Here is a 17,643-nt window from a genome sequence, read left to right on the forward strand (position 1 = left end):
GCTGCGCTAACCGCAGGAATCAGGACCGCGGAACGCGCCCCATCAGGTAGAACTCCGGATTGGGCAGCATGCCGGAGAAGCTCGCCATGCGATTGCTCAGCCCGAAGAATGCAGTGATCGCGGCGATGTCCCACGCGTCCTCGTCGCCGAAGCCGTGCACACGAAGGGCGTCGAAGTCGGCGTCGGCGATTTCGTGCGAGGCGGAGTTCACCTTGGTGGCGAAGTCGAGCATCGCGCGCTGACGATCGGAGATCTCTGCGGTGCGATAGTTGACCGCAACCTGGTCGGCAACCAACGGCTTCTTCTCGTAGATACGCAGAATTGCGCCGTGCGCGACAACGCAGTACGTACATTTGTTGGCCGCAGAGATCGTGGTGACGATCATTTCTCGATCACCCTTGGTGAGTGCGGAATCTTCCTTGAGCATGATCGCGTCGTGGTATGCGAAGAATGCCCGGAACTCGGCTGGGCGCCGAGCGAACATCAGGAAGACGTTGGGCACGAACCCCGACTTCTCCTGGATCTCGAGAATCTTGGCGGCGATGTCCTCGGGCACCTCGGTCAATTCAGCCTGCGGAAAACGGGTGCTCACTGTGCCTCCTGGTCAACCATCGATGTTCGATTCAAGATAATGATGATTAACTGAGTTGTCCAGATGCATTTCCTGCCCTACTTTTTCGGGCACGGATAGTCGGGTACGGCCCAAGTGATCTGCGTAGCGTGAAACCCGTGAACAGGAAGACACGATGATCGACGGACTGAACCGCGCGCTCGACTACATCGAATGCAATCTGAGCGGCGAGATCGAGACAGCCGAGATGGCAAGCCTGGCAACCACCTCGGAGTATCACTTTCGGAGGATGTTCTCGGCCCTGGCCGGCATTCCCGTATCCGAATACATCCGTCGACGTCGACTCACCCTGGCCGGTGCCGAGTTGTCCGTCAGCAGATCCGGAGTGTTGGAGACCGCCGTGAAGTACGGCTACTCGTCCGCGGAAGCCTTCACACGAGCGTTCACCGCATTTCACGGCGTGAGCCCCGGCGCGGTCACACGCGCTCCCGCCGTTCTCAAATCCCAACAGAAACTTGTCATTCACGTGACACTGGAAGGAGCCACACCGATGGACTACATGCTTGTGGACAAACCTGCCCTGACGGTAGTCGGGTTCAAGACCCGGGTTCCATTGGTTCACGAAGGTCCCAATTCTGCGATCGAAGATTTCACCCGCTCCGTGGACAAGGTTGCGTTGCGAGGGTTGCGCGAGCTCTCCGATCAGGACCCGGCGGGAATCGTCAGTGTCGTCGACAATTTGGCGCATCCCAGAACCGAAGGCACAGAACTGGATTACTACCTGGGAGTGGTCACCGGCAAACCTTCACCCACGGGTTTCGATGTGCTGACGGTCGACGCACACACGTGGGCCGTCTTCACCGCCGACGGGTCGGAAATCGAATCTGTGCAGTATTTGTGGCGAGATATCTACACGGAATGGTTCCCTGCCAACCCTTTTCGCTCCGTACCTGGTCCCGAGATCATGCGTACCGAATACAACGACGATTTCACCGTCGCACGGTTCGAGCTCTGGATTCCGGTCGAGAGCGAGCTGAGCGACGTCGGGGCGTAAAACAGCCGCCAGGTCGGATGGAAGTCACGACCCGGCGGCTGAGCCATCAGATGAAACAGACTGTCAAAGAATCAGTTTCGCTCCGGTAGCAGCAACCACGTCCTGGACGCTGATGCCCGGCGCCGTCTCCACCAGGCGGAGACCGTCGTCAGTCACGTCGATCACGGCCATGTCGGTGATGATTCGCTGGACGCAGCCCTTACCGGTCAGCGGAAGCGAGCACTTCTCGACGATCTTGTGCTCACCCTTCTTCGAGACGTGCTCCATCATCACGATGACACGCTTTGCGCCGTGGACCAGATCCATCGCGCCGCCCATGCCTTTGACCATGTGGCCAGGGATCATCCAGTTCGCGAGGTCTCCGGTGGCACTGACCTGCATGGCACCGAGCACGGCAACGTCGACCTGGCCGCCGCGGATCATGCCGAACGACGCTGAGGAGTCGAAGAACGACGCACCGGGGAGAACGGTGATGGTCTCCTTGCCCGCATTGATCAGCTCGGGATCGAGTTCGTCCTCGGTCGGGTACGGCCCCACGCCCAGAACGCCGTTCTCCGAGTGCAATACAACGGTGATGTCGGTCGGGAGGTAGTTCGGAACCAGCGTCGGCATACCGATGCCGAGGTTCACGTACTGCCCGTCCTCGAGTTCGCGCGCGACGCGGGCCGCCATCTCTTCGCGGGTGAGTTTGGTGGGTAGTACAGAAGTCATGCTCGTACCGTCCGATTCTCGATGCCGACCGTCACGGGGCCGACGTGGACAACACGCTGAACGTGAATGCCCGGCGTGTGGATCTCGGCGGGGTCGAGCTCACCCGGCTCTACGAGGTGCTCGACCTGCGCAATGGTGATGCGCCCCGACGTTGCTGCAGCCGGATTGAAGTTCTGGGTACTCGCGCGGTAGACGAGGTTGCCATGCCGGTCACCTTTCCAGGCATGGACCAGTGCATAGTCGGCGACGATGCCGCGCTCCATCACATAGGTGACGCCGTCGAAGTCACGAGTTTCCTTGGGCGGACTGGCAACTGCGATGCCGCCGCTGCCGTCGTAACGCAGTGGCAGGCCGCCGTCGGCGACCTGGGTGCCGACGCCGGCCGGGGTGAAGAACGCGGGGATGCCCGCTCCCCCGGCGCGCATGCGCTCGGCGAGCGTGCCCTGCGGCGTGAGTTCGACTTCCAGCTCACCGGAAAGGTACTGACGCGCGAACTCCTTGTTGGAGCCGACGTACGAGCTGACAGTACGACGGATACGCCCCTTCTCCAGAAGCACTCCGAGCCCGAACCCGTCGGTGCCGCAGTTGTTGCTCACCGTTTCGAGTGATGTCGCGCCCTGCTCGAGGAGCGCATCGATGAGGATTTCCGGCACTCCGACGAGCCCGAAACCTCCGACAGCGATCGTGACGCCGTCCGGCACGTCGGCGACGGCCTCGGCAGCAGTGGGAATGACTTTGTCCATCATGTCGATCACAGTAGCGCGACCCGTACGTATTGTGCACCCCTGTCCGCATAACGAACATTTCTCGCCCCCGGCATTGCCTGGGTCACATCTACGAACTATTCTGTTCGCAGAGCGCAACACATGTACACATTGCGAACAACTTCACGTAACCGAACGACGAGGTTCCCTATGCTGCATCTCCCGCCGAGGTACCAGCGGCCGACTGGCGTCAACGCCCCGGCCGATTTCGCGGACTACAAGACGACTTCCCTTCGCCACCCGAAGCAGCCGCTGAAGCTGCTCCCCCAGCGGCTCACGGAGCTCACCGGGCCGGTATTCGGCGAGGATCGCGTCGGCGCCGGCGAAAACGACCTGACCATTGCCAACGGCGGCGAAGCACAGGGACAGCGCATCGTCGTTCACGGCCGCGTACTCGACGGCGACGGAAAACCCGTCCCCCACACACTGCTCGAGGTGTGGCAGGCCAACGCCGGTGGACGCTACCGCCACACCGGCGACAACTGGCCCGCGCCGCTGGATCCGTTCTTCAACGGCCTGGGTCGCTGCGTCACCGACGCGAACGGCCACTACAGCTTCACCACGATCAAGCCGGGCGCCTACCCGTGGATGAACCACGACAACGCCTGGCGACCGGCACACATCCATTTCTCGCTGTTCGGCACGGCATTCACGCAGCGCCTCGTGACGCAGATGTACTTCCCCGACGATCCGATGTTCTTCCAGGACCCGATCTACAACGCGGTACCCGAAGCAGCACGTCACCGCATGGTCAGCGTCTTCGACTACGACGCCACAGTCCCCAACTGGGCTCTCGGGTTCCGCTTCGACATCGTCCTGCGCGGCCGTAACGCCTCCGTATTCGAGAACGAGGAAGACCACGATGACTGATCACACCGCGAAGCCCGCACCCACTTATCCGGTCGTCCCCGGCGACTTCACCACCGCCCCCTTCGGTGTCACGCCCTCTCAGACCGTCGGGCCGTACTGGCACATCGGCCTCCCCTGGACGGACGGCCCCGACGCCGCTCCCGCCGATGCCCCCGGACGAATCACGCTGGCCATCACGGTGATCGACGGCGCCCGTACACCCGTCGCCGACGCGATGATCGAAACATGGCAGGCCGATACGCTCGGACGCTTCAACCATCCGGACGATCCCCGTGGCGCAGTGGAGCTCACTCCGGCTGGTTTTCGCGGATTCGCCCGCAGCGCAGCGGATCCCACGGGCACTGCATTGGTCCACACTGTCAAGCCCGGTGCGCAGCCCACTGAAACGGATGCGGACGAGGCCCCACACGTGAACGTGTCGGTCTTCGCTCGCGGCATGCTCGACCGCCTGGTCACCCGCTTGTACTTCCCCGAAGACGCCGACGCACACGCAACAGATCCGGTGCTGTCCTCACTGAGCGAAACCGAACGCGCGAAGCTGGTTGCAACCAAGGTCGACGGTGGGTACTCCTGGACGGTCTATGTTCAGGACGAGGACGCGAACGGCGTCGAGACGCCCTTCTTCGAGCTGTAAGAGGAGTACACATGCCCACTCGCGGCGCACTGTTCGACCCGGTGTTCGGGGCCACCCGCGTATCGGAGCACCTGTCCGACCAGGCGTGGGTCACCGCGTTGCTCGACGTGGAGGCCGCACTGAGTTGTGCGATGGCCACAGTCGGGTTGGCGGACGGGGAACATTGCGCCGCGGTGGCTGCTGCCGCGGCCGAACTCTCACAACCGGGCGGGATGGACATCGTGGCGCTCGGCCGCGCGTCGGCCGCCGGCGGAAATCCCGTCATTCCGCTGGTGAAGATGCTGCGCGAAAGGGTCGGACAGGAAGGTGTGCCTGCCTCCGTGGTGCACCCGGGCGCCACCAGTCAGGACATCATGGACTGTGCGCTGATGCTGTTGACGCGACGCGCGGGCGCGGTGGTTCTGGCCGACCTGACCCGCGCCGCCGATTCCGCCGCCCACCTCGCCCGTATCCATCGCTCTACTCCGATAGTCGCGAGAACCCTGGGACAACAAGCACTTCCGACCACCTTCGGGCTACTGGCATCGAGTTGGTTCACCGCACTCGACGCCGCAGCGATTCGCCTCGAGATCGTGCTGTCCACGTTGCCGGTTCAATTCGGCGGCGCCGCAGGCACACTCGCTGCGTTGTATCCCGACGGGCTCAGGATCGCCGACGCGCTGGCCGACGAACTCGGCCTGGCCAGGCAGGTCACTCCCTGGCACACCGACCGCGTGACTATCGCAGAACTCGCGACCACACTCGGTATCGTCGCCGGCGCCATTTCCAAGCCCGCCACCGACATCACCGTCATGGCGTCCACCGAACTGTCCGAGGTTGCCGAGAGCGCTCCGGGCGGCTCATCGGCCATGCCGCACAAGCAGAATCCGGTTGCCGCGATCACCGCCCGCGCGGCAGCGCGACGTGCTCCCGCGCTGGTGGCCACAGCCCTGTCGAACATGGATCACGAATTCGCTCGCGCCGCAGGCCCCTGGCACGCCGAGTGGGAAACCGTCACCGATCTCCTGCGTCTGGCAGGCGGAGCGGCGCACCAGCTTTCCGTGAGCCTCACCGGCCTGCAAGTACACACCGAGTCGATGGCTCGCAATCTCGACATCACCGGTGGCCTGATTCTCGCCGAGCGTGTCACCAAGGCCCTGTCCGCACACACTGATCGAGCGCGCGACATCGTCACCGCGGCAGCCACTTCCGGAACCAGATTGGATCGTGATCCCGCCATCGCAGAGCACCTGAGCGAAACCGAGATCGCCGAACTACTCGACCCCGCACACTATCTGGGCCACGCCACCGATCTGGTCGACCGCGCCCTCGCCGAACGCCCCACAGGAGGATCTCGATGAGCGTCGCGCTCAACTTTCAACAGACCGGCAATCTCGATGCCCCGGCAGTGGTTCTCCTGGGTTCACTCGGATCCGATCTGTCCATGTGGCAGCCGCAGATTCACACGCTGTCGAATCGCTACCGCGTCATCGCCGTCGACCATCGCGGCCACGGCAAGTCACCGGTGCCTGCGGGCCCCTACTCAATTGCCGATCTCGCCGGCGATGTCATCGCTCTCCTCGATTCGCTCGAACTCGAGTCCGTACATCTCGTCGGGCTCTCCCTCGGCGGCGCTGTCAGCCAGTGGATCGCCGCACACCACCCCACTCGCGTCGAGACGTTGACGTTGATGTGCACGTCCTCGCAGTTCGCCCCGGCTCAGCCGTGGATCGATCGTGCGCAGGCTGTCCGTGCGGACGGCATCGCGTCCATCGCGGCCGCCGTCGTCGGACGCTGGTTCACGCCGGGACTGGCCGAAAACGATCCGGAGCTTGTCGCCCGCCACGTCGCGATGGTCGAAGCCACACCCGACGAGGGTTATGCCGCCTGCTGCGAGGCGCTTTCGACGTGGGACGGCCGCAACGACCTGGCCCGCATCGTCGCTCCGACGCTCCTCGTCGCGGGCGAGCAGGATCCGGCGACGCCTCCGTCGACGTTGGGTGCGATCGCCGACGGCATCGCCGATGCGGTACTGCACGTGGTCGATCCGGGCGCACACCTGGCCAACGTCGAACAAGCCGGGCGCGTCACCAAACTACTTGCAACGCATATTGCCTCGCACACATCTGCGCTCGCCCAACGTAGCGCCGCGGTGTCGGCCGGCATGACCGTACGACGCCAGGTGCTCGGCGGCGCCCACGTCGACCGTTCCATTGCCGGTGCCACCGAGTTCACCGCCCCTTTCCAGGACTTCATCACTCGCACGGCGTGGGGTGACATCTGGTCGCGCCCCGGCCTCGATCACCACACCCGCAGGCTCCTCACTCTCGCGATCCTCACTGCCGTCGGCAACGAACACGAACTCGACATGCACATTCGCGCTGCGCTGCGTGCCGGGATCGATCCCGACGAACTCGTGGAAGTATTTCTCCATACCGCGGTCTATGCGGGTGTGCCGAACAGCAACTTGGCTTTTGCGCTGGGAAAGCAAGCACTCGCGGACCTCTCGGCCGAACCTGAGGAGAACGAGACAACATGAGTGAGAACAGCAGCGAGCAGGCGCCGGGACCGTCCCCGGACTACGTGCAGTCGCTGGCCCGTGGGCTTTCCGTCATCAAGGCTTTCGACGGTGAGCACCCGCGTCGCACCCTCAGCGAGGTTGCCCGGCACACCGATCTCACGCGTGCGACTGCTCGCCGCTTCCTACTCACGCTCGTCGAACTCGAATACGTACGTACTGACGGTTCGGTGTTCTGGTTGACGCCTCGCGTCCTCGAACTCGGCTACAGCTACCTGTCCAGTCTGTCTCTCCCCGAGATTGCCGGGCCGCATCTGGAAGCTTTGTCCGCCAAGGTCCGTGAATCCACGTCCGTGTCGATCCTCGACGGTGACGACGTCGTGTACGTGGCTCGTGTTCCGGTCAGCCGCATCATGACGGTGTCCATCACCATCGGCACGCGCTTTCCCGCGTACGCCACATCCATGGGTCGAGTTCTGCTCGCCGGCTTGCCGGACGACGCACTGGACGCCTACCTCGCCCGAGTGTCCTTCGCCCGCCTGACCGGCAAGACCATCTCCACCGCCGACGGACTGCGTGCCGAACTCGAGAAGATTCGCGCCGACGGGTTCGCGATTGTCGATCAGGAACTCGAAGAGGGTCTGCGCTCGCTCGCCGCACCCATCCGGGACGCGACCGGTGACGTGGTCGCTGCCGTCAACATCTCCACCCAAGCCGCCCGCTACAGCGCCGAAGCTGTTCGCGGTGAACTGGTTCCGGCCGCAGTCGCCACCGCGGACGCCATCTCCGTCGATCTCGGACGTACTCAGTCGTCCAACAATCACTCGGCTGCCACCCGCTGACCGAGCAGACCCAAGGAAGAACCAATGCCTGACGTTGTCATCTGTGAACCGCTCCGTACCCCTGTCGGCCGCTTCGGCGGTGTCTTCCGTGACGTAGCCCCGGAAGATCTCGCCTCGACGCTGATCACCGAACTCGTCACGCGTACCGGCATTTCCGGCGCGGAGATCGACGACGTCATTCTCGGCCAGGCTTCGCCGAACGGTGAGGCTCCGGCGATCGGACGCATCGCGGCGCTCAACGCGGGTCTGGGCATCGATGTTCCCGGCATGCAGGTGGATCGCCGGTGCGGGTCGGGATTACAGGCAGTCATCCAGGCCGTCATGCAGGTTCAGTCCGGTGGCAGTGACCTGGTCCTCGCGGGCGGTGCCGAGTCGATGAGCCAGGCCGAGTTCTACGCAACCGGAATGCGTTGGGGCGTCAAGGGTGAAGGAGTTGCGCTCAGCGATCGTCTCGCGCGCGCCCGCGTCACAGCCGGCGGACGTGACTTCCCGGTTCCCGGCGGAATGATCGAAACGGCAGAGAACCTGCGCGCCGAGTTCTCCATCAGCCGCGAGGATCAAGATGCACTCGCGGTTCAGTCCCATCAGCGTGCAGTCGCAGCACAGAAGAACGGCGTCTTCGCCGAAGAAATCGTTCCGGTATCCGTTCCGCAGCGCAAGGGCGAGGCCCTGCTCGTCGACACCGACGAGCATCCACGCGCCGACACCTCGATGGAATCGCTTGCGCGCCTTCGTCCCATGCGCGCAAAGATCGACCCCGACTCCACCGTGACTGCAGGTAATGCCAGCGGTCAGAACGACGGCGCAGCACTGGCGATCGTCACCACCGCCGACAAAGCTCGTACCCTCGGACTGCGACCGCTCGCACGCCTCGCGAGTTGGAGCGTTGCGGGCGTTCCGCCGCGCACCATGGGCATCGGCCCCGTACCGGCGTCGGAGAAGGCACTCGGCCGCCTCGGATTGACCCTGGCGGACATGGACGTCATCGAACTCAACGAAGCCTTTGCGGCACAAGCACTTGCAGTCCTGCAGAGTTGGAATCTCGAGGCCGACGACCCACGCATCAACCCCAACGGCTCCGGCATCTCCCTCGGACATCCGGTCGGAGCCACGGGTGGACGAATCCTGGCCACCCTGTTGCGCGAGATGGACCGTCGCGAAGCGCGTTACGGCCTCGAGACGATGTGCATCGGCGGCGGGCAGGGCCTGGCTGCGGTCTTCGAGCGCCTGTCCTGATCAAGCCCCGACGTGCGCGACGCCGGAGTCACCGAGTTCGCCGCGTAGGCCGTCGAGAAAGACACGCAGCAGTTCGGTGAGTTCGGCCTGCTGCTGCTCGGTGAGAATCGACGTCAGTTCGGCTTCACGGCCGAGAACTCGGTCCACCAATTGCTCCACCAGCTCGTGACCGGCGGCAGTGAGGGTCACGAGCACTATTCGTGACCCTTGCGCGGCGGAGGACCTCTCCACCAGACCCGCGTTCTCCGCGCGTGCGAGTCGCTGCGAGATCGCACCGGCCGTGACTCCGGTCTGCTCGGTGATCTGGCGAGTCGTCAACTGATACGGCTCGCCGGATCGCCGCAGGACACTGAGTAGGTCCAGCGTGGCTGTGTCCGCACCGGCCGAGGCGAGTACCCGTCGGCGATCCTCACCGAGCAGCTTGGCGCACATCCACAGCCTGGTGACGATGCCGATACCCTCCACGGGCGTGCCCGGCCTTTCGCGAAGCCACGCCAAGGCAACCGCGTCCACCGCGTCGTCCGGGTTGTAGTCGCCCACCACTGCACACCTCGTTTAGCTCTAAATGATACGTTCTTCGTATAGGTCTAAACGTAGCTCACGGAGGTAGGCATGACACGCACAGTTCTGGTAACCGGCGGCGGAACAGGGATCGGGCGCGCAGTTGCAGCGGCGTTCGCCCGGGACGGAGACACCGTTTTTGTCACCGGCCGACGCACGGAACCACTCGAAAAGACCGCGGAGGAGTTGGGCGATAATGTTCACGCCTTGACTTGTGACAACTCCGACCCGAAAGACCTGAAGCGGCTGCAGGATTCGCTTCCGGGAACCATCGACGTCGTGGCGCACTGCGCCGGCGGTAACACGGACTTCGATCGTGAAGCGCCGTCAGATCTGGAATCCCTGGCCGCCGGGTGGCGGGCCAATCTGGACTCCAATCTGATCTCGGCAGTGTTGACCACAGCAGCAGTTCGAGATCGAATCCCCAGTGGCGGTGCCGTCATCACCATCGGATCGATTGCCGCCGACAAGGGAGCTGGAGCGTACGGCGCTGCCAAAGCAGCAGTTGCGACGTGGAATGTCGATCTGGCCGCCGAACTGGGCCCAGAAGGCATCACGGCGAACATCGTCTCCCCCGGTTACATCGCCGACACCGAGTTCTTCCGGGACTTTCTGACGGACGAGCGTCGCGCGATGCTGATCGAATCCACCAGCACCAAGCGCGCCGGAACCCCGGACGACATCGCATCAGCCGTCCATTTCTTGGCCTCACCGGGTGCCCGGCAGATCACCGGTCAGGTATTGGCAGTCAACGGCGGTGAGAGAACCAGTCGCTGATCACGCCAGGTGGCGCTCGAAGAACGAGTCGATTCGCTTCCAGGCATCCTGCGCTGCAACAGGATCGGGACCGATTCCGAGGATGCGCTCCAAAGGACGAAGCACCTTGGGTCCGGCCTCCGCGTCGTTGAGGAACGCGTGGCCGGCGGTGGGGTACTCCTTGACGTCGTTCTCGATACCGGCATTGCTGAGCGCCGTCTCCAGCTTCGCTGCCGCGCCCCGGAGCGAAAAGTCCTTGCCTCCGAAACTCCCGACGATCGGGCACGCATCCACCACGGCCTCATCGAGTTTGCGTGGAAGCTGACCGTAATTGACCGAGGCAGCGTCGAAATCTCCGGCGCTGACCATCGCGAAGCCGCCGCCCATGCAGAATCCGATGACACCAATCTTTCCGGTGCAGTCCGGGGATTCCACCAGCCAACTGCGAGCGACTTCGATGTCGGTGAACGCCTTGCCGTGTCCTCGAAGCATCGACGTCATGGTGGGCACTAGGCACCGCTTCGCCCCGCCCGCGCTGTAGAGGTCGACAGCGAGCGTCAGGAATCCCGCAGCGGCCAGCCGCTTGGCTTGCCGCTGCATCACCTCCTCGAGCCCGAAGGCCTCGTGAATCATCACTACCCCCGGCCACGGGCCGGGGGTAGTGGGGGTTTCGAGTATCGCTCGCAGCGGTTGTGATCCGCCGACTACTGCGGCGCGGCCCGTCAGATCTATGTCCACCATGTTTCGATGCTAGGCCGACGCGGCGTCAATAGGCTCGGAAGCGAGGTCAGGGGAGCTGTTTTCCCTGGCCCGCCGCAAGCCCGGTCAAGACCCCGGCGAGCTGCGGCAAGGCGTACGGTGCGCTCAGTGGACCGAAATTGTCGACAAAGGCATTCGAGAGCAGAAGTTCGACCGGCGCATAGGCTCGCGCCTTCACCGCGGGGAGGTTCTGGAAAACTGCGAAGTTCTCCAACCTCGTCGTCGCTTCCTGATCAGAAGCGAGGCTGAGCAAAATGTCTGCGGGTGCGAGTACCTCCGCCTGCTCCATCGACAGCGCAGTCATCTGCTCGGCGTTGTATCCGCGATAGTCGAGTCCGAGTTCGCGCAGCAGAACCCCGGGCGCACTGGCATCCCCCTGCACATACAACTGATCGCCGTACATCGAGCCGATCATGATCGTCTTGCCACCCAAGCCGTTCAGCGAAGCGGCGGTGTCGGAGATCAGGGCGTCGGTCCGGGCGATCGCTGCAGCAGCGGCCTCGTCGACAAAAGCGGCCTGCCCGACCGTGGCGACGCCGTCACGCCACGAGGTGGTCCAGTCCAGCGCGATGACCGGCGCGATCTGGCTGAGCCTCTCGGCTGCCGGTTCGAGATAGGTCTTCATTCCGATGATGAGATCCGGTGAGTAGCGCGCGATGATTTCCGGGCTGATTTCGCCTGTGGTGTCGAAGCTTTCGAGATCGGCTATTCCAGCGGTGCTCTGCCACGGCAGTGCACCGCGGTCCCACGCACCCGTATTGCCGTAGGCGACTGGGTGAACGCCGAGAGAGAGCAGGAATTCGAGATCCGTGAAGTCGCTGGCAACAACGATCCTTTCCGGCTTCCCCGAGATCGTGGTGGTTCCGAGCGCATTGATCACCTCACGTTGTTCGCCGGCATCAGAAGCATCTGATGTAGTCGAACACCCCGCAAGGATGGCGGCCGCTGCCGCCGCGCCGACGCCGAAGAACCCACGGCGACTGAGCTGGTCCACAAGTTCAGCGGTCGTCGGTGATTCGCGAATCGTTCCGTACACGTGTGCACTCTCCTTCTCGGCGTCTGCTGCGCGCGCCGAGGGCACAGCGAATGAGAGGTTAGCCCACCCTCAGCTCCCGTGGGGCCCTACGTTGTCGACTTCGAGCGATCCGAGCGCGAGAACACAGCTGGGCAGCTTCTCGCTGGTCTAGCCCCGCAGGCTGGCATGCGAGCCACGAGTCCACGCCGTCGACGGATTGATCAGACAAGTGCTGAAGATCGGTATCCCTCCTCCTTGTCGGCCCCTGACAAACTCGCTTCTGCACGTCGCCCACCGTTCGACTTGCGCGGCATGGGAGGATAGACACATCGAGATCGGGACTTCGATGTGAGGGCCCGGATCGAGTTTGTAGGGAGTATCGGTATGGCACAGGGCATCGTGAAGTGGTTCAACGGCGAAAAGGGCTTTGGTTTCATCGCTCCCGACGACGGAACACCGGACGTGTTCGTTCATTACTCTGAAATCTCGGGCAACGGCTACAAGTCGCTCGACGAGAACCAGCGTGTGGAGTTCGAGGTTGGCCAGGGCCAGAAGGGTCCTCAGGCCACCAATGTGCGCGCTGTCTAATCAGTGACACAAGAAGAGGGGCCCCCCCCCCAAGGGTGCGGCCCTCTTCTGCATCGGATTCACCTCTGAATCACTGATCCTGAATGACGGCCAACGCTCCAACGATGTTCGACTCCGCCACCGACTTCGAGATTCCGAGATCAGCCAGAACACCTGATCCGTCTTCGAGTTCGAGCAGTGCGAGCAGGATGTGCTCGGTTCCGATGTAGTTGTGGCCCAGGCGAAGAGCCTCACGGAACGTCAGTTCCAGGACCTTGCGCGCACGAGCGTCGTACGGAATGAGTTCTGGTAGTTCGGAAGTCGGAGCCGGTAGTACACCGGCCACTGCAGCTCGGACGGATCCGAGCTCCACCCCCTGCGCCACTATCGCCTTCGCAGCCAACCCGGCAGGCTCCTCGACGAGCCCCAGGAGCAGGTGCTCCGGCCGGATCTCTGCGTTACCGGCGGCGCGGGCTTCGTTCTGCGAGGCCATGACGACGTTCTTCGCCCGGGGAGTGAACCGGTTGAACCCTTCGTTCGGATCCATCGGCTTCTGATCACTCGGCGCCTTGGGAACAAAACGCTTCTGCGCAGCCTGCTTCGAGACACCCATGCTCGCGCCGATCTCCGTCCACGACGCTCCCGACCTACGCGCCTGGTCGACGAAGTGGCCGATCAGGTGATCTGCAACTTCACCGAGATGATCAGCGGCAATCACGGCGTCGGAAAGTTGGTCGAGCGCGTCGGTGTGCACCTTCTTGATCGCGTCGATGAGGTCGTCGAGTCGAACCTTGTTGGTCATTTCCACTGGTTTGCTCATGCGTCAACCATAGGTTGACGCAATCGAAAACGTCAACCCTAGGTTGACGATCGTCTTCGCCGCCCAGTGCTCAGCCGGAAAAGAATTCACGCAGAGCCGGGACAATAGCGTCGTCGGCGACGCCGTGGCCCTGACCGGGGATCTCCAAAGTCTTTGTCCCCAAGACTTTTGCAGCGATTCTCGTCGCCGAGGCAGGTGCCCATTGACCACTGTCACCGCCGTACATGACCAACGTGGGGACGGTAATGGAGGCAAGCCAGTCGAGCGACTGACAGCCGTGATCACACACAGCGACGTCGTAAGGCAAGGTGTGCGCGATGGCGCACATGTCGGGCCAATCGGCACTCCGCTTGATCTCGTCGACCATCTCCGCGGATGCACCGGTCAGATCCAGAAAACGCGTCACAGCACCTTCCCTGTCGCCGCCCGCAATCAATCGCTCCAGGTCACTTTGGGCAGTCTCGTCACGCTGGTCGTCGTCCATGTACGGCGCCTCGTAGACGGCGAGCTTACGCATCGGAACGGCCTGCGCAGCGGCCTCCAAAGCCAGCGCGGCACCCGACGACAATCCGTAAACGAGCGGTGTTTCACCGGTGGCAGCGACGACCGCCCGCAAGTCCTCCACCTCGGCGTCGATCGAGAACGCGCGACTGTCACCGCTGTCCCCGCGTCCGCGCCTGTCGTACGAGTACACCGTGAAGTCCGCCGCCAACTCTGCAGCCAGGGAATCGAACCAACCGCGGTCGCAGAACGCTCCGGCGACCAGGACCACTGCTGGTCCGGCACCGGAGCGTTCGTATGCGATGGTCGTACCGTCGCGGGATTGCACTACCGCTGGGGATTGCTCTGTTTGCACGTCGATCTCCTCAGGTCTGGTCAATGCCTACCTGATTAGACCGCCCGCGTTACCTAAACTCATCGGTCCGGTCGGCAGAGGCTTCAGCTGATCTTGTTGTACAGGGCATCCCAACCCTGTGCCACGTACGAAATCGTGTAGATCGAACCGTAGAACGTAGAGCCACCCAGACTGGTGACGTTGCCCGCCTGCACTGCCGGGAGTCGCTGCCACAGCTTGCTCGCCACCAATGCCTGGTACGCCGCACTGTCCTCGTTCTCGGTGATCATGAAGCCGTCGACGCCGGCCAGCACGTCGAGGCCTTCGAGGCTGACGCCGCCCTCGGGATCGAGCCCCTCCGAGGTGGCGGTTTTGCCACCGATGTCGCCGAGCGTCATGTCGCTGGGCTTGTCGCCCTTCTCGGAGGTACGGATGCTCGTGACGTACAGCGTGTTCGTGTCCGGCATGAACGAGACACTGGCGACGGTCTTGGACGCAATCTTCTCGGCATGACGACTGCGGATGTCGGAAATCAGATTGTCGTAGTCGAGCGTCAATCGATCGAGTGTGGCCGTTCGACCGAGCCAGCCCGACAACCGCGAGAGGTTTGTGCGCCAGTCGTCGGTGAACTCTGTCGTCAGAACCGGTGCGATGGTGGACATCTCGGCCACCGGCCACCACTCGCTCTCGTAGTTCAGGCACACGATCAGGTCGGGCTCGAGCGCCAAGATCTGCTCGCGGTTGGGGATCTCCGACAGGAACGGTACCGACGAATCGATAGGCACCCACGGTGTCGCCTGGGCGTACGTGTAGCCGACGAGCGGAAGTTCCAGAGCTACAGCAGGTTCCAGATCGAGCCGCGAGTCGATCGCGACAACCCTCTTCGGATTGACAGGAATGTCGTACGTTCCGAGAGGTGTCGTCACAGAACGCATTTCGGTTTCACCCGAACTGCTCCCGCTGTCACCGCAGGCCGCCAGGAACGCGCCCAGCCCGGCGATCCCGGCACCGAAGCCGAACTGCCGACGTGTGAGGTCCGAAACGAGGCGGTTGTCGGAGTAGCCCTCGGGAAGCAAGAGCGTGGATTGAGCGGGCATGCGTGTCGAACCTCCAAAAGAAATGAATCATCCACTGTTGCGAGCGGATAAGGATGCCCTAACAGCGTACGCAGGGAGGGTCGTCGCGATCGGCCCAGAAATAGTCGAATCAGGCCAAATCGAGCCGCCCTACTTGTCGAGCTTGCGCATCTCGACGAAGTAGACCGCGCTGAACGCGAGGTAGGTGCCGACGATTCCGAGAACCGAGATGATCAGGACGAGAGCAAGAAACATAGCCATGATGGTCTCCACTGACACGGGTTGTTCACGATGTCGATCGAGAGAAAATGGCTTCGAACTGCGGCGCTGCGACTCGAAGCGGTGCCGAAACTTTGAGTTACACACACCACGGTAGCCCCAGGCGTCTCGAGTTTTGATGAACTCGAGGTGAACTCTCCTACGGCTGCGTCACACTTTTTGTCGGACGGTCAGTTCGGTCCGAGCACCTGCCCGGACCATTCGACCAAAGGTGTCAGTGCGCGCCACGCCGCGCGAACTTCCTTCAATGTCCTGGCGCTGTCCAACCACGGCGGGCTCGGGTAAGTACGCCCAGCGGTCAGCGACTTGTGACGCAGCAATTCGATCCGCGGGTGATCGACCGTGTATCCGCGAGGCGCCGTCTTGAGCTTGTCGCCGCCGATCGTGAATCCGGCCTTCTCGACGGAGGCCAGGATCTTCTCGAGCTCCGGGCCTCGAACGTCGTCGTCGACGGCCGCACGATAACGCGCGATGGTCTCCGAACTGCTGGCGTAGAAACCACCGGCCACCATCAACCCTGCCGCGTCGATCTGCACGTAGTAGCCACAGCTCTCGGCGAGACCGACGAACGCTCCCTGGTGCGTCTTGTACGGGATCTTGTCCTTCGAGAATCGAACGTCACGATACGGCCGAAAGAGCTTGGCCGTGCCGAATTCGTCCTCCAACGCCGCGGTCAACGACGCCATCGGACGACGAACCACTTCGTCGTACGTCTCCTTGTGCGCTGCCCACCAGGTCTTGCTGTTGTCGGCTTCCAGGTCTTCGTAGAAATCGAGTGCAGCAACGGGTATGCCAGTGAACGCAGCCATGACGTAAGCCTAGCTGCCTGTTCGGCTTTGGACCGTCTGCCCTGCACCGATGCCCGGATCGGCCCGAATCCGTAGACTGCATGGAGATGATTTCCGAAATACAAGCATGGGAACTGACCGATACCAACCGAGACTGGTTGATTCACCGACCCGTCGAGATCGCGATCTACGTGGCGCTCGCAGTCGTTCTGCGCTTCGCACTGCACCGCGGGATCGATCGAATGTCGAAGCCTCGCAAGTCTCCGAACGCCAAGGTGAACGAGCGCAGATCGCAGCGAGCCCGGACCATCGGTTCGGTACTCAAATCGACGGTGTCCATCGTCATCCTGGTCTGGTGTGTGCTGCAGATTCTCGGCATCCTCGGGATCAACGTCGCGCCGTTCATCGCATCCGCCGGAGTCATCGGCCTTGCCATCGGTTTCGGTGCACAAAACCTGGTGCGTGACTTCCTCTCCGGCATCTTCATGTTGCTCGAGGATCAGTACGGTGTCGGCGACGTCGTCGATCTCGGCGACGCGGTCGGCACCGTCGAAACAGTGGGCCTGCGCGTCACCACGATTCGAGATGTGAACGGCACCTTGTGGTACTGCCGCAACGGCGAAATCCTGCGAGTGGGCAACATGAGTCAGGGTTACGCCACTGCAGTTCTCGATCTCCCCATCGCCCACAATGCGAACGTGCACAAAGCGTGTGAGGTGGCGACGCGAGCTGTCCTCGAGGCGGCAGAGTCCGAACCGATCAGGGCGGACATGATCGACAAGCCGGAGATGCTGGGAGTCAATTCGGTTACTGCCGAGGCAATTACCATTCGAGTGACGGCGCAGGTCAAGCCTGGGCGCCAATGGGCAGTCCAGCGCGCATTTGCGCGCTCGGCTCTGACTGCGTTCGAAGAGCAGGGTATCGAGGCACCGTACCTGCCTGTTCTGCGATGACGGTTGAGACGGAAGCGTCTGCCCTTTCCATCAAGTGCGCGAGCCCCCGGCGCGG

General features: G+C 62.9%; 20 protein-coding genes. 10 read left to right on the plus strand and 10 right to left on the minus strand.

The annotated features are described in order from the left end of the window. Positions 1-19: 19 nt before the first annotated feature. Entirely contained in the window at positions 20-592 is a 573-nt protein-coding gene (locus tag AC1Q61_RS01830; RefSeq protein WP_003940498.1) for a peroxidase-related enzyme, read from the minus strand. A gap of 154 nt (positions 593-746) precedes the next feature. Between AC1Q61_RS01830 and AC1Q61_RS01835 the strand changes: the two genes are divergently transcribed. Then, the gene (locus AC1Q61_RS01835) at positions 747-1,625 is read left to right on the plus strand and encodes an AraC family transcriptional regulator (protein ID WP_118606963.1); all 879 of its coding nucleotides are present in this window, start codon (positions 747-749) and stop codon (positions 1,623-1,625) included. Between the two features lie 63 nt (positions 1,626-1,688). Here the strand turns inward: AC1Q61_RS01835 and AC1Q61_RS01840 are convergent, their stop codons facing one another. After that, the gene (locus AC1Q61_RS01840) at positions 1,689-2,336 is read right to left on the minus strand and encodes a CoA transferase subunit B (RefSeq protein WP_030536555.1); all 648 of its coding nucleotides are present in this window, start codon (positions 2,334-2,336) and stop codon (positions 1,689-1,691) included. Beyond that, complete coding sequence (locus AC1Q61_RS01845) at positions 2,333-3,079, minus strand: CoA transferase subunit A (RefSeq protein WP_030536554.1); 747 nt, start codon at positions 3,077-3,079, stop codon at positions 2,333-2,335. Before AC1Q61_RS01845 ends, AC1Q61_RS01840 begins: the two co-directional genes overlap by 4 nt. Before the next feature lie 171 nt (positions 3,080-3,250). On the opposite strand from AC1Q61_RS01845, the gene pcaH reads away from it, so the two are divergent. From pcaH to AC1Q61_RS01875, 6 genes are read left to right on the plus strand one after another with little or no spacing between them, the layout of a single operon-like run. Further along, on the plus strand, positions 3,251-3,970 hold the full coding sequence (gene pcaH / locus AC1Q61_RS01850) for a protocatechuate 3,4-dioxygenase subunit beta (RefSeq protein WP_007730015.1): 720 nt from the start codon (positions 3,251-3,253) through the stop codon (positions 3,968-3,970). Next, a complete protein-coding gene (pcaG, locus tag AC1Q61_RS01855; RefSeq protein WP_042446987.1) occupies positions 3,963-4,604 on the plus strand; it encodes a protocatechuate 3,4-dioxygenase subunit alpha in 642 nt (213 codons plus the stop codon). The genes pcaH and pcaG overlap by 8 nt, the downstream gene beginning before the upstream one ends. Before the next feature lie 11 nt (positions 4,605-4,615). Next, positions 4,616-5,944 (plus strand): 3-carboxy-cis,cis-muconate cycloisomerase, encoded by a 1,329-nt coding sequence (gene pcaB, locus AC1Q61_RS01860; protein ID WP_118606965.1) that lies wholly within the window; start codon positions 4,616-4,618, stop codon positions 5,942-5,944. Further along, on the plus strand, positions 5,941-7,122 hold the full coding sequence (gene pcaDC, locus AC1Q61_RS01865; protein ID WP_118606967.1) for a bifunctional 3-oxoadipate enol-lactonase/4-carboxymuconolactone decarboxylase PcaDC: 1,182 nt from the start codon (positions 5,941-5,943) through the stop codon (positions 7,120-7,122). The genes pcaB and pcaDC overlap by 4 nt, the downstream gene beginning before the upstream one ends. Then, positions 7,119-7,943: an IclR family transcriptional regulator domain-containing protein gene (locus AC1Q61_RS01870; RefSeq protein ID WP_007730008.1), complete on the plus strand. Its 825-nt coding sequence runs from the start codon at positions 7,119-7,121 to the stop codon at positions 7,941-7,943. The genes pcaDC and AC1Q61_RS01870 overlap by 4 nt, the downstream gene beginning before the upstream one ends. A gap of 24 nt (positions 7,944-7,967) precedes the next feature. Beyond that, positions 7,968-9,179, plus strand: a complete 1,212-nt coding sequence (locus AC1Q61_RS01875) for an acetyl-CoA C-acetyltransferase (protein ID WP_030536550.1) — start codon at positions 7,968-7,970, stop codon at positions 9,177-9,179. Here AC1Q61_RS01875 and AC1Q61_RS01880 read toward each other — a convergent pair whose 3' ends face one another. After that, positions 9,180-9,719, minus strand: coding sequence for a MarR family winged helix-turn-helix transcriptional regulator (locus AC1Q61_RS01880; RefSeq protein ID WP_099698127.1), 540 nt, complete (start codon positions 9,717-9,719; stop codon positions 9,180-9,182). A gap of 72 nt (positions 9,720-9,791) precedes the next feature. Here AC1Q61_RS01880 and AC1Q61_RS01885 point away from each other — a divergent pair, with 72 nt between their 5' ends. Then, positions 9,792-10,517, plus strand: coding sequence for an SDR family NAD(P)-dependent oxidoreductase (locus AC1Q61_RS01885; RefSeq protein ID WP_054188428.1), 726 nt, complete (start codon positions 9,792-9,794; stop codon positions 10,515-10,517). Here AC1Q61_RS01885 and AC1Q61_RS01890 read toward each other — a convergent pair whose 3' ends face one another. Beyond that, positions 10,518-11,237, minus strand: a complete 720-nt coding sequence (locus AC1Q61_RS01890; protein ID WP_030536547.1) for a dienelactone hydrolase family protein — start codon at positions 11,235-11,237, stop codon at positions 10,518-10,520. 46 nt (positions 11,238-11,283) lie between these two features. Beyond that, the gene (locus tag AC1Q61_RS01895) at positions 11,284-12,336 is read right to left on the minus strand and encodes an ABC transporter substrate-binding protein (RefSeq protein WP_238704836.1); all 1,053 of its coding nucleotides are present in this window, start codon (positions 12,334-12,336) and stop codon (positions 11,284-11,286) included. A gap of 318 nt (positions 12,337-12,654) precedes the next feature. Between AC1Q61_RS01895 and AC1Q61_RS01900 the strand changes: the two genes are divergently transcribed. After that, positions 12,655-12,858, plus strand: coding sequence for a cold-shock protein (locus tag AC1Q61_RS01900; RefSeq protein ID WP_003939930.1), 204 nt, complete (start codon positions 12,655-12,657; stop codon positions 12,856-12,858). A 70-nt stretch (positions 12,859-12,928) separates the two neighbouring features. On the opposite strand, the gene AC1Q61_RS01905 is transcribed toward AC1Q61_RS01900, so the two are convergent. The 4 genes from AC1Q61_RS01905 to AC1Q61_RS01920 form a co-directional block, all read right to left on the minus strand. Continuing rightward, on the minus strand, positions 12,929-13,657 hold the full coding sequence (locus AC1Q61_RS01905; protein ID WP_081558480.1) for a Clp protease N-terminal domain-containing protein: 729 nt from the start codon (positions 13,655-13,657) through the stop codon (positions 12,929-12,931). Between the two features lie 70 nt (positions 13,658-13,727). Continuing rightward, positions 13,728-14,513 carry an alpha/beta fold hydrolase gene (locus tag AC1Q61_RS01910; protein WP_007729994.1) on the minus strand — a complete coding sequence of 262 codons (786 nt, stop codon included), beginning with the start codon at positions 14,511-14,513 and terminating at the stop codon, positions 13,728-13,730. A gap of 83 nt (positions 14,514-14,596) precedes the next feature. Next, positions 14,597-15,589: an ABC transporter substrate-binding protein gene (locus AC1Q61_RS01915; RefSeq protein WP_007729992.1), complete on the minus strand. Its 993-nt coding sequence runs from the start codon at positions 15,587-15,589 to the stop codon at positions 14,597-14,599. Positions 15,590-16,017: 428 nt separating this feature from the next. After that, complete coding sequence (locus AC1Q61_RS01920) at positions 16,018-16,656, minus strand: DUF2461 domain-containing protein (RefSeq protein WP_054828147.1); 639 nt, start codon at positions 16,654-16,656, stop codon at positions 16,018-16,020. An 80-nt stretch (positions 16,657-16,736) separates the two neighbouring features. Here AC1Q61_RS01920 and AC1Q61_RS01925 point away from each other — a divergent pair, with 80 nt between their 5' ends. Beyond that, entirely contained in the window at positions 16,737-17,588 is an 852-nt protein-coding gene (locus AC1Q61_RS01925) for a mechanosensitive ion channel family protein (RefSeq protein WP_007729990.1), read from the plus strand. Positions 17,589-17,643: the final 55 nt, after the last annotated feature.

It is taken from the genome of Rhodococcus sp. MPR-R1B (assembly GCF_058793255.1).